The sequence below is a fragment of the Sporosarcina koreensis genome (assembly GCF_042655825.1).
GTDB lineage: Bacteria > Bacillota > Bacilli > Bacillales_A > Planococcaceae > Sporosarcina > Sporosarcina koreensis.
The window spans coordinates 500783-511796 of record NZ_JBHSNP010000002.1 but is presented as its reverse complement, the minus strand read 5'-3'; the positions used below and the strand labels follow the sequence as shown (position 1 = coordinate 511796).

The window sequence follows — 11014 nt, the reverse complement described above, 5'->3', positions numbered from 1 at the left end:
CCTGAGCCAGGATCAAACTCTCCATAATAGAGAAATTCGAATAGCTCGAGTTTCTTGCTGGCATCATTTAAGATGTCAATTTTGAATCCGAAGATTCGTTTGTTCCTTTCACCGACGGGGTCGGCTCCAGAACTTTATTTGTTGACGTTTTGCTGTTCAGTTTTCAAGGTTCATTTCGTTGCGTTTCTTGCAGCAACTTTTCTAGTATAACATTCTCTCTCGAAAGCGTCAAGCACTTTTTTAAAAGAATAATTGGAGCGGGTGAAGGGAATCGAACCCTCATCATCAGCTTGGAAGGCTGAGGTTTTACCACTAAACTACACCCGCGTATGAAATTTGGCGCGCCCGACAGGAGTCGAACCCATAACCTTCTGATCCGTAGTCAGACGCTCTATCCAATTGAGCTACGGGCGCTCGGTTTTATATATGGAATATGGTGCGGTAAAGAGGACTTGAACCTCCACGGGGTTAACCCCCACTAGGCCCTCAACCTAGCGCGTCTGCCATTCCGCCACTACCGCATTATTTGCGACACACTTTATTATACAACTCTCAGTGGAGATGTCAATAGTTTTTTTAGAAAAGATGGTGAGCCATGCAGGATTCGAACCTGCGACCCTCTGATTAAAAGTCAGATGCTCTACCGACTGAGCTAATGGCTCGTGCTTGGTTGTTTATTTAGAATGTACTTGATCGGTTAAACCTTTTGCTTTCATTTCCTTTAAGGAAGAGTGCTTTGGGTATTAAAACCTTTTGCTCCATTGCTTTAATACTTTGATTGCTTTGGTATTAAAACCTTTTTGCTCCTAACCCATTTAAGGAAGAGTGCTCTGGTTATTAAAACCTTGTTTGCTCCTAATCCCTTCGGGATTACTCGCAAATTAATTTTTTCGTGGAGCGAAAAAATTAATTGGCTGGGGTAGCTGGATTCGAACCAACGAATGACGGAGTCAAAGTCCGTTGCCTTACCGCTTGGCTATACCCCAGTGATGGAATCAAGCAGCCGTTCTGTAAATTGAGGTCACAAGTTTTGTTTCCCCTCTTTACTGTGAACATAAACATGGAAGTTATACATAATTAAAATGGTGACCCCTACGGGATTCGAACCCGTGTTACCGCCGTGAAAGGGCGGTGTCTTAACCGCTTGACCAAGGGGCCGTTTTATTAATTCGAGTAGGAAGTTCAATTTGTTTTAATGTCATTCCCTAATCGACTTTTCCTATTATAGACACTCATCATCCATTCGTCAACAGTTTTATTGAATTCTTTTTTATAAACAAAAGAAAACTCTCGCCAAGCCTATTGCTGCGCGGCTTGGCAAGAGCTTATTTTTGGATCAAGGCGATTTCACCAGCGCATTTGCCGCATCTGTATTTCCGCACGTCCATTCTTCTTTTCCGCCTATATTCCAATCGACATGATTTGCATCTATATAGATGAATCTTCACTGCTCTATTGTTTTCTTTCCCTAACGGCTTGCAATATCTCGGCGAGCCAGTTTCCCGCAATAGCTTTTTGAAATCCGCATCTCCATGCCGATAGCCTTTCCCCTCTTGATGGAGATGATAGTGGCAAAGTTCGTGCTTGATGATGCCGATGAGTTCATCCAAATCATAAAGCTCTAAAACAGTCGGGTTGATTTCGATGGAGCCATCGAGCAGTTTATAGCGCCCGCCAGTCGTTCGGAGGCGGGCGTTGAAGCGTGCTTCGTGTCTGAATGGTTTTCCGAAACCTTCTATAGATAGTTGTTGAACGAGTTGCTGCAGCTCACGTTGTTCCATTCCGTTTTTCACGTTGCAGCTCATTTCCCTTTTGGCGGGATCATCGTCAACGAGATTCTGCCTTTGTTTTTATCGACGCCTTCCACCCAGACGGTTACGATGTCGCCGGAAGCGACGACGTCGAGCGGGTGCTTGACGAACCCTTTTTTTAATTTCGAAATATGGACGAGTCCGTCTTCGTGAACGCCGATATCGACGAATGCGCCGAAGTCGACAACGTTCCGGACGGTTCCTTGCATTTCGAGTCCTTCATACAAATCTTTCATATCGAGTACGTCTGCCTTCAAAATTGGCTGCGGATAGTCATCACGCGGATCGCGGTTCGGGCGTTTCAACGTGTCGATAATATCGCGCAATGTCACTTCGCCGATATCCAGTTTCCCAGCCAATGCCGGAATATCCAAGGCGGATAAAGCTTCGACGGCTTCCTCTTTTCCTAATAGACTCTTATCCACTCCGGCTTCCGATAGCACTTGTTCCGCGATTGTATAGCTTTCTGGGTGAAGTCCGGTTGAGTCGAATCTGTCTTTTGCTTCAGGTATTCGGAGGAAGCCGATTGCTTGTTCATATGTTTTCGCGCCGAGACGCGGAACTTTCTTCAATTGGGTCCGTTTTTGGAACAGCCCTTCCTCTTCCCGTGCCTTGACGATGTTTTCCGCAACCGTCTTCGAAAGGCCCGCCACGTATTGCAGCAATGAAGAAGATGCTGTGTTCACGTTCACGCCTACCCGGTTCACCGCAGTTTCCACGACGAACGATAGGGACTCGGACAGTTTCTTCCGCGCGACATCATGCTGGTATTGACCGACGCCGATCGATTCAGGATCGATTTTCACGAGCTCGGATAAAGGATCCTGCAATCTTCGTGCGATGGAAACGGCGCTCCGCTGTTCAACTTGGAGATCAGGAAATTCTTCACGTGCCTGAGCTGATGCTGAGTAGACGCTCGCCCCCGCTTCATTGACGATGACGTATGAAACCGGATCCTTCGATTCCTTGATGCAGTCCGCGATGAATTTCTCCGTTTCCCGCGATGCCGTTCCGTTGCCGATCGCGATGATCGGAATCTTGTATTTTGCAAGCATTGAAAGAATCGTTTTTTTCGAAGCTTCCTGATTCGCTTTCGGAGGATGTGGATAAATGACCGATACTTCAAGCATTTTCCCTGTTTCGTCAATGACCGCCAATTTACAGCCCGTCCGGAATGCAGGGTCGACGCCTAGCACCATCCTGCCTTTTAGCGGAGGTTGCAAGAGAAGGCTCTTCAAGTTCTCCGAGAATACATGGATCGCCTGTGCTTCCGCCTTTTCCGTCAGCGCAGTTCTGATTTCCCGTTCGACAGATGGGGCGATCAGCCGTTTGAAGGCATCCTCCGTCGCCTCTTTCACTTGAAGGGCAGATGGAGATTGCTGCTTTTTAATCAATTCGCGTTCAAGCATCCCAACGATCCGCTCTGCCGGGAACGTTACGCCTACTCGCAGAACTTCTTCCTTTTCTCCGCGATTCAAGGCAAGCACTCGATGCGGAACGATCTTTTTCAAAGGTTCCTCATACTCGTAGTACATTTCATACACGCCGCGTTCATCCTCAGCACCTTTACGTAGCACCGAAGCCATCTGGCCGTCAGACCATGCTAGTTTCCGCACGCTTTCCCGCAGCGCCGCGTCATCTGCAATGCGTTCCGCGATTATATCGCACGCTCCTGCAAGCGCTTCTTCGACGGATGCGACGTTCTTCTCTTCATTTACAAAAGATGCGGCAAGTTTTTCCGGATTTTCCGGTCCGAACGCCATCAACTTGTCCGCCAACGGTTCAAGGCCACTCTCAATCGCAATCATCGCACGTGTGCGTCTTTTCTGCTTGTACGGTCTGTACAGGTCTTCAACCCGTTGTAAAACTGTGGCCGATTCGATTTCCTTTTTCAGCTCGTCCGTCAATTTCCCTTGCTCTTCAATTAACCGGATGACTTCCTCTTTTCGTTGTTCCAGCCCTTTTTCATAATTGTACGCATCCTCGACTGCCTTGATTTCCACCTCATCGAGGGATCCGGTCGCTTCCTTCCGGTATCGTGCGATGAAAGGGACCGTATTGCCTTCGTCGAGAAGAGCAATGACATTGGCAGTCTGCTTCGTACTGATCGATGCTCTTTTCGCAGTTGCTTCTACTAACTTGTTCGCCATTCATTCCCACCCTTTCTTTCCTATTTCCAGTTTAACACTTCTCGCTCGACTTACTCCATTCCTGCAAATGAAAAAACCTGCTTCATTTTACTGAAGCAGGCTGCCGGCGATAAATGTAGCGTCATCGCCGGATTGCGCAGATTCTTTTACGATATTATACAAATCAAAGGCGTTGGAGCTTTGCTTCAAGCTTGCTTTCGGGCTGTTCAGCGTAATCCCGTCAGAATGAAGGAAAAAAAGATCGCCTACTTCGTATTTGTATGTTTGGGTGTTCATTTTTTGCGGCCTTCCCGATAAATACCCCATGACAGGCAATGGATAGATCATTTTTTCGCCGCCGTGCAGGATATACAGCCTGACGTTTCCAATACAGCTGTATTCAATCGTGCCTTCTTTATAGTTGACACGCACGATCGCTACTGCCGCTCCACGCTTCTGAACCATATATTCATTGCAGCGACTCAGCAATTCATCGAGCGATTCATGATGATAACGCTTCAAGACAAACGGGATGACTTCTGCGGATTGTCTAGCGACTACTCCGTTTCCCAATCCATCGGCTATGGCGCAAATGAAGTAATCCTTTTCGGAATGGATATAATACGTATCCCCCGATTCGATATTGCCATGCTTTGCCGAGTTATAGACATACGCCTCTACATGATCATTTCTGAACACTTCCACTACTATGCACCACCAGCCGCCATAATGGCCTCTTGAAGTTTTTTGATCGCTTTCCGTTGCAGTCTGGAGACGTGCATTTGCGAAATACCGAGACGTTCTCCCGCCTCTTTTTGGCTCAGCTGCTCGATATATGTATATTGGATGATCTGCTTTTCACGTTCCGACAACACATTGAGCGCATTTGCCACGACAAGTCGATGGTCCGTCCTCTCATATCCGTCATCCGATTCTCCAATAATATCGAACAAGGTCACTGTACCACCTTCTGAATCGGCTTCCAGCGTATGGTCCATCGAAAGGGCTTGATAGCTCCTCCCCATCTCCATCGCTTCAAGGACCAATTCTTCATCGGTATTCAGGTATTCCGCTATTTCACTAACCAGCGGCGATCGTTGCATTTCAATCGTCAACGTCTCGACTGCGGCCTTGATTTTCGGTCCGAGCTCCTTAATGCGCCTTGGCACGTGTACGGCCCATGTTTTATCGCGCAAGAACCGTTTGATTTCCCCGACGATCGTCGGTACGGCGAAAGCTTCGAAACTGCGCCCCAGTTCAGGGTCGTATCGGCGGATTGCGCCGAGAAGCCCGAGCATACCGACTTGGACGATATCTTCATGGTACGGTTTCCCGTTGGAATATTTGCGGGCGATGGAATGGACTAGACGCTCGTAATGAAGGACAAGATTCGTTTGCGCTTCATCATCATTCGTCTCCTGGTATTGCCTGATCCATTCCAGCACTTGCTCTTTCGTATCCGGCTTATGAGTTGGCTGTTCGTTTGACATCTTCTTCGCCCCGCTCTCTGCCGAGATATTTAGTCATAAAGACCGTCACGCCCTCCTCATGATGAAATTTCACTTCATCCATGAGCGTCTCCATCAAATAAAGCCCAAGTCCGCCTTCGCGGAGGAAACGAGCATCTGATGTGTCGCTATATGGTCCAATATGTTTTTTTGTCTCTTCAAAGTCGAAGCTCGTTCCATGATCCGCAATCATGATTTCCAATCGTTCTTCATACAGTGCACACCCGACAACGATTTCCCCATCCTCATTATCGCCGTAGGCATGTTGGACAGCGTTCGTGATGGCTTCACTTGAAGCGATTTTCAAGTCTTCGATGTCATCGTATGTAAACCCTAGCCGGCTGGCGATCCCTGAAATCATCAATCTTGCAACACCGACATATTGGGCTCTTGCGGGTATCTTAATTTCGATATAATCATAATGTTGCATTATTGTCCTCACTTTCCTTCTGCTCAATATCGATAATTTCATTAAGACCAGTTATTTCAAACAAACGCGCCAACCGTTTGTTCAAGCCAGTTATCTTCACATGCCCGCCGTTTGCGGAAACGGCCTTATAGAAGCCGACAAAAACGCCGAGGCCTGTACTGTCCATGTAGTCCACTTCGGATAAGTCCAGTTCCGCCTTCAACCCTTGGACATTTTCAACGGCAGCCAAGCGCTCCCGTAGGACAGGTGCCGTGAATGCATCTATTTCACCGACAACCTTGAAATATTGAACACTATTTTGTTCTAGTAATTCGACTTGTAAATTCATTTCTTGCACCCCGACTCTCGATATTTGTATTGGATAATACACTACATCCTTACATACCCGCCACTCAAAGTTTTAAACCTGTTCAGGCTCCTTTTTGAAAATGACAATCGTGAAGTCGTCGCTCAATCGATAGTTTTGCAGGTCGGAAAGATGTTGATAGACATGTTCCGCAATTTGCTGGGCGGTCATATCTTTCACTTCATGAAGCAAGTTCTGAATCGTCTTCATGTCAACGAACCCGTCTTCTGTCCTCGTTTCTGTGACACCGTCCGTCATCATCGCGATGAAGTCCCCGTCGTTCAGTACGACCGAACGTTCCTCGTATTCCGCATCCGATTTGACGCCGAGGAGCAGACCTTTGGCATCCAATTCCGAGAAGACGTCTTTTCCGCTATCGAAATGCAAAGCCGGTTCATGGCCTGCAGAAGCGTAGGAGAAAGTCGTATCCTCGGCATTGTACTTGCCGTAAAACATGGAAATGAACATCGAATCGTCGACGCTCTTCTCGACAATCCGGTTAATGATGCCAAGCACGTTCCGAGGGCTCGTATTTTCATCCGGCAATCCGTCCATGCCGAATTTGATCATGGACATGCATAGAGCGGCGGGAATCCCTTTGCCGATCACGTCAGCCACCGCTACACCCGATTCATGTTCCTTATTAAGGAAATAGACATAGTCTCCGTTCATCTCTTTGGCAGGCTTGGATATGAATCCGACATCCAAGCCGCCGACGCACGGCATTTTCGTCTTCAGAAGCGTATCCTGCACTTTCGTCGCAACATCCATTTCCATTTGGATCGCTTCCTGTTTACGAATGAGGCTTTGGTGCTCGCGCATCGTGAGGCCATAGTGGATCATCATTTCGATCAGGAAATCCAGAGAATCCCATACTTCGTTCCGCAGATCAGGATGAAGCTCTGATAATGCGGTTTTGTGCACGCTAATGACATCTTCAGGCGCAATCTCTTTTTCAATGAAACGCCTGCTGAATTGCTGTCCGACGTAGAGATCCTCTTCGCTATGGCTCTCCAAGTATTTTTTCATGATTTCCTTATACTGCCTGGCAACTTCTTGCGGCATCCACTATCACCTCCTCAATGAAGCCATTTTGTAGACGTAATGATTGTTCCTGCGCCCGGCTCCGAAGTGACTTTGAATTCATCCATAAGTCTTTTCACCCCTGGCATTCCCGCTCCGAGGCCACCCGATGTCGAAAAACCGTCTTCCATCACTTTGCGTAGATCAGGGATTCCGGGACCTTCATCAGATGCAATGATTTTGATACCGAACAACCCGCCCTCCGAAACTCGTTCAATTTCTATTTTCCCTTTTCCAGCGTACAGATAAATATTCCTCGCCAATTCACTGATTGCGGTCGTGATGCGCGCCTGGTCGACAGTTCCGAAACCGGCCTTCTTTGCTTCGTTACGCCCTAATTGCCTTGCAGCAACGATATCCCATTCCGTAATTATCTCTACAGAAGACCTAAAGTTCATTGTCAGGCCTCCAATTCTTTATAAAGTTTATCCAAACCGTTTTCCAAGTCTAGCGCAGTCATTACATTGCTCAGGCGGATTCCCAGCTCGATCAATGTAATGGCGACTGCAGGCTGAATACCCGTAATGACGACTTTTGCGCCCATCAATCCTGTCATATTGATCACATCCCCCAGTACTTTTGCGATGAAGGAATCAATGAAATCAATCGGTGTCAAGTCGATTACAACTCCGAGAGCCGCAGTTTCATGCATTTTATTCAATAGATCTTCCTGAAATTGAATGGCCGTCTGGTCATCGAGTTCCCACTGGATCGATACGATGAGGACTTCATTCAATTTCAAAATCGGTATGCGTGCATTCAATTTGCTTCCACCTCCACGATTGCCCGGTTCGTCATTCCCAAAGCTGCCTGCATTCCCCTTTGCAATGTGCTTTTCGTCGTGAATTCATTCAGGTTGATGCCAAGCGTGACAATCGTCTGCGCGATTTCAGGTCGGATGCCTACGAGCATGCATTTCGCACCGACTAGACGCACAGCTTCAGCTGCCTGGATGATATGATGCGCAACCATTGTATCCACGACCGGGACGCCTGTAATATCGAGCAGTACAACTTCAGCCCGCTGGCTCACAACGCCCTCAAGCAAATTCTCCATGATCAACTTCGCGCGTTCCGTGTCGATTGTTCCAACGAGAGGCATGACCGAAATTTTGTCGAATACTGGAATTAAGGAAGCCGACAATTCTTGCAATGCGATTTTCTGCAAGCTGACTGTGCGTTCCCATTCCGTTGAATAAGCGTCAATGATGCTTTCCCGCAATGGGTTAATCCAATGCCTGAACAGAGCATTGAAAGCCCTTAGGTTGCTGTCGTTGATGATCCCCTCTTCTTCAAGAAACTCATACACGACATCCGAAAAATTGTCGATCGCCTTATTGACAAATTTGATCGCCCACCCGAACCGAACGACCTTCTCGGTGAAATCGTTGATCTTTTCGGCATTTGTAGCAGTTGGTTCGTTAATGTTGGAAGTCATAAGCTCTGCGAATTCCCTGCTCGTTTTTTCGACAAGATGGTCAGGCATGAAGTGGAAAAAACGCTCTCCTTTTTCTTCCTTCATCCTTTTTATCCAACGATCGATGATTTCATCCATGTTCTGATTGATGCCTTCTACCATGATTTTATTCATGCGTTCAAACGCCTCCTCGCCAAATTGAAAATCCCATATGTCCATTGTACAGAAAAAAGTTGGATTGGACATCTATTTACAGCTTCGCTCCTCAAATCTACCGGAAAATAAAAAAACACTCCGGAAGACGAGGTCCGCAGTGCTTTTACATATGTATTCAAAATTTAACTAGCCCGAAGCTTATTTCGAGCGCTTCGTCAACCTTCTCCATCAATGGTTCATCCAAATGGGTGATTTTATCCGTCAGCCTCGACTTGTCGATCGTGCGGACCTGTTCGAGCAGGATCACGGAATCCCGCTCGAATCCATAACGTTCCGCATCGATTTCGACATGAGTCGGCAATTTAGCTTTTTGGATTTGTGCAGTGATTGCTGCCACGATCACTGTCGGACTGAACCGGTTGCCTATGTCGTTCTGGATGACCAGTACCGGTCTTGTCCCTCCCTGTTCGGAACCAACGACGGGTGACAGGTCTGCAAAAAAGACGTCCCCACGTTTTATTGCCAACTTTTCATCCTCCGCTTACGAGACGTTCCACCGTATGCTGGGCTTCGAGTTCCGCATGCAAGCATTCCTTTGCGATTCGTAAGTTGATTTGCGACATTTCAACGTAGCCGATCATCATCGCTTCGCGGATCGTATCCGCTTCATGATCAGTCATATACCGCTTCGTTGAAACATAAACGAATTCTCCGCGCTCCGGCTCCTGATGGACGGCCGTATGTTCAATTTCATTCCCTTTAGATACTTTTACGATTTTTATTTTTTTCTCTCGCAATTCTAGCACCTCCGACAGACCCCGTTCCCTCGATCGATTCTATTCAACGTCTATCTTACCATTGAACTTCGACAATGAGAAGACAAAGAAGGGTTTTTATTGACAAGAATCTTCAAATTAAGCGGTCATTTGTCGAAAGTTGGAACAGTATACATCTTATCCATGTGAGGTTCAATATATTCTCGGTATGCGTTTTCCAATTGTAACCGCGATTTCGTACGGGATTGTCCCGATCCGGTCCGCCCATTCCTCCATCGTGATTTCCTGATCTCCTTGCCTGCCGATCAACGTCACTTTTTCACCGACCGCAAATTCACGGGGCAGTTTCACCATGCATTGATCCATGCAAATCGTGCCGACAATCGGCATCCGTTCACCTGCAATCAGCACTTCCTGGCCGCGAAGCCCACGTTTCAAGCCGTCTGCATAGCCGATCGGCAATGTGCCGATCCATTCATCCTGCTCTGTTTCGTATGTTCCCCCGTAGCTGATCGTGCTGCCCATTTCGAGTTTTTTCACGTAAGCCAATTCCGTTTCGAGCGTGAAAGCTTTCTTCAATCCAAATGGCAACTTCCTCTCCACATAAGGGGAAGGGGCGATGCCGTAGAGACTGATGCCAAAACGGACGGCATCGAGTGCATATTCCGGATAAAGCAAAGCGGCTGCACTGTTCGATGCATGGACGAGCGGCGGCCTTTTCGGGAATTTGTCCACCAGCTCCATGAACCGCTTGAATTGCATCTCCGTTTTGCTGGTGTCCTCTTCATCCGCGCAGGCGAAATGCGTGAAGGTACCTGCGAGCTGGATTTCAGGCGTTCCCTCGATCACTTCAACGATTTCCTGAAGGGCATTTTCATCCCGAAGACCGATCCGGCCCATGCCGCTGTCGATTTTCACATGCACGTTCAATGGTTGACTAGCACTTTCCAGAATCCGTGCCGCTTGACGAAGCCATTCGGCATCCGAGACAGTGATGTGGATTCCTTGTGTTGCTGCCACTTGGGCAAATTGCACCGGGGAGGGCCCCATCACAAGAATATCGGCGGCAATGCCCCTTTCGCGCAAATGTAAGGCCTCGTCAGGCGTCGCTACCGACACCATCCGGGCCCCTGCTTCGATTGCGGCTTGTGCCACTCTGACCTCTCCATGCCCATAGCCGTCCGCTTTCACGACGGCTATGACGGATGTATGGCGAGGCAAGTATTGCTTCAAACTTTTGAGATTCTCTTGTATCGCATGTAAATTGACGAATGCTTTTGTAGGACGATAATGTTCCATATGGATCCCTCGTTTTTCTCTGGATGCTCCTATTATCAATCCTACAAGCTTTTCACGTCA

General features: G+C 47.6%; 13 protein-coding genes and 6 tRNA genes. All 19 read right to left on the bottom strand.

The features are described from left to right. Positions 1–253 precede the first annotated feature (253 nt). The 19 genes from ACFPTP_RS02715 to alr all read right to left on the bottom strand — a co-directional run bounded on the left by ACFPTP_RS02715 (position 254) and on the right by alr (position 10954). A tRNA-Gly gene (locus ACFPTP_RS02715) sits at positions 254–327 on the bottom strand. Positions 328–337: 10 nt separating this feature from the next. Further along, a tRNA-Arg gene (locus tag ACFPTP_RS02710) sits at positions 338–414 on the bottom strand. 20 nt (positions 415–434) lie between these two features. Next, positions 435–521, bottom strand: a tRNA-Leu gene (locus tag ACFPTP_RS02705). A 65-nt stretch (positions 522–586) separates the two neighbouring features. Continuing rightward, positions 587–662: transfer RNA gene (locus ACFPTP_RS02700), tRNA-Lys, on the bottom strand. Positions 663–911: 249 nt separating this feature from the next. Next, positions 912–986, bottom strand: a tRNA-Gln gene (locus ACFPTP_RS02695). 97 nt (positions 987–1083) lie between these two features. Continuing rightward, positions 1084–1158: transfer RNA gene (locus ACFPTP_RS02690), tRNA-Glu, on the bottom strand. Positions 1159–1325: 167 nt separating this feature from the next. Continuing rightward, complete coding sequence (locus ACFPTP_RS02685) at positions 1326–1781, bottom strand: SprT family protein (RefSeq protein WP_381441939.1); 456 nt, start codon at positions 1779–1781, stop codon at positions 1326–1328. A gap of 20 nt (positions 1782–1801) precedes the next feature. Next, complete coding sequence (locus ACFPTP_RS02680) at positions 1802–3961, bottom strand: Tex family protein (protein WP_381441900.1); 2160 nt, start codon at positions 3959–3961, stop codon at positions 1802–1804. Between the two features lie 87 nt (positions 3962–4048). Continuing rightward, positions 4049–4645 carry a PP2C family serine/threonine-protein phosphatase gene (locus ACFPTP_RS02675; RefSeq protein WP_381441899.1) on the bottom strand — a complete coding sequence of 199 codons (597 nt, stop codon included), beginning with the start codon at positions 4643–4645 and terminating at the stop codon, positions 4049–4051. Positions 4646–4647: 2 nt separating this feature from the next. Continuing rightward, a complete protein-coding gene (sigB, locus tag ACFPTP_RS02670) occupies positions 4648–5430 on the bottom strand; it encodes an RNA polymerase sigma factor SigB (protein ID WP_381441898.1) in 783 nt (260 codons plus the stop codon). Then, positions 5405–5878: an anti-sigma B factor RsbW gene (gene rsbW / locus ACFPTP_RS02665; protein WP_381441897.1), complete on the bottom strand. Its 474-nt coding sequence runs from the start codon at positions 5876–5878 to the stop codon at positions 5405–5407. Before rsbW ends, sigB begins: the two co-directional genes overlap by 26 nt. After that, a complete protein-coding gene (locus ACFPTP_RS02660; RefSeq protein ID WP_381441896.1) occupies positions 5865–6206 on the bottom strand; it encodes an anti-sigma factor antagonist in 342 nt (113 codons plus the stop codon). The genes rsbW and ACFPTP_RS02660 overlap by 14 nt, the downstream gene beginning before the upstream one ends. Positions 6207–6278: 72 nt before the next feature. Further along, on the bottom strand, positions 6279–7289 hold the full coding sequence (locus ACFPTP_RS02655; protein ID WP_381441894.1) for a PP2C family protein-serine/threonine phosphatase: 1011 nt from the start codon (positions 7287–7289) through the stop codon (positions 6279–6281). Positions 7290–7303: 14 nt separating this feature from the next. Beyond that, positions 7304–7705 carry an anti-sigma regulatory factor gene (locus tag ACFPTP_RS02650; protein WP_381441893.1) on the bottom strand — a complete coding sequence of 134 codons (402 nt, stop codon included), beginning with the start codon at positions 7703–7705 and terminating at the stop codon, positions 7304–7306. Between the two features lie 2 nt (positions 7706–7707). Next, entirely contained in the window at positions 7708–8070 is a 363-nt protein-coding gene (locus tag ACFPTP_RS02645) for an STAS domain-containing protein (RefSeq protein ID WP_252504524.1), read from the bottom strand. Continuing rightward, positions 8067–8897 (bottom strand): RsbT co-antagonist protein RsbRA, encoded by an 831-nt coding sequence (locus ACFPTP_RS02640; RefSeq protein ID WP_381441891.1) that lies wholly within the window; start codon positions 8895–8897, stop codon positions 8067–8069. The genes ACFPTP_RS02645 and ACFPTP_RS02640 overlap by 4 nt, the downstream gene beginning before the upstream one ends. A gap of 157 nt (positions 8898–9054) precedes the next feature. Then, on the bottom strand, positions 9055–9405 hold the full coding sequence (locus ACFPTP_RS02635) for a type II toxin-antitoxin system PemK/MazF family toxin (RefSeq protein WP_060205884.1): 351 nt from the start codon (positions 9403–9405) through the stop codon (positions 9055–9057). A 4-nt stretch (positions 9406–9409) separates the two neighbouring features. Beyond that, a complete protein-coding gene (locus tag ACFPTP_RS02630) occupies positions 9410–9685 on the bottom strand; it encodes a transcriptional regulator (RefSeq protein WP_381441889.1) in 276 nt (91 codons plus the stop codon). A 162-nt stretch (positions 9686–9847) separates the two neighbouring features. Further along, complete coding sequence (gene alr, locus ACFPTP_RS02625; RefSeq protein ID WP_381441887.1) at positions 9848–10954, bottom strand: alanine racemase; 1107 nt, start codon at positions 10952–10954, stop codon at positions 9848–9850. Positions 10955–11014 lie beyond the last annotated feature (60 nt).

Coding starts and splice junctions, on each gene's coding strand:
- ACFPTP_RS02640 (WP_381441891.1), bottom strand. CDS start 8,897: ATGAATAAAATCATGGTAGAAGGCATCAATCAGAACATGGATGAAATC.
- ACFPTP_RS02685 (WP_381441939.1), bottom strand. CDS start 1,781: ATGGAACAACGTGAGCTGCAGCAACTCGTTCAACAACTATCTATAGAA.
- rsbW (WP_381441897.1), bottom strand. CDS start 5,878: ATGCAACATTATGATTATATCGAAATTAAGATACCCGCAAGAGCCCAA.
- alr (WP_381441887.1), bottom strand. CDS start 10,954: ATGGAACATTATCGTCCTACAAAAGCATTCGTCAATTTACATGCGATA.
- ACFPTP_RS02660 (WP_381441896.1), bottom strand. CDS start 6,206: ATGAATTTACAAGTCGAATTACTAGAACAAAATAGTGTTCAATATTTC.
- ACFPTP_RS02650 (WP_381441893.1), bottom strand. CDS start 7,705: ATGAACTTTAGGTCTTCTGTAGAGATAATTACGGAATGGGATATCGTT.
- ACFPTP_RS02655 (WP_381441894.1), bottom strand. CDS start 7,289: ATGCCGCAAGAAGTTGCCAGGCAGTATAAGGAAATCATGAAAAAATAC.
- ACFPTP_RS02680 (WP_381441900.1), bottom strand. CDS start 3,961: ATGGCGAACAAGTTAGTAGAAGCAACTGCGAAAAGAGCATCGATCAGT.
- sigB (WP_381441898.1), bottom strand. CDS start 5,430: ATGTCAAACGAACAGCCAACTCATAAGCCGGATACGAAAGAGCAAGTG.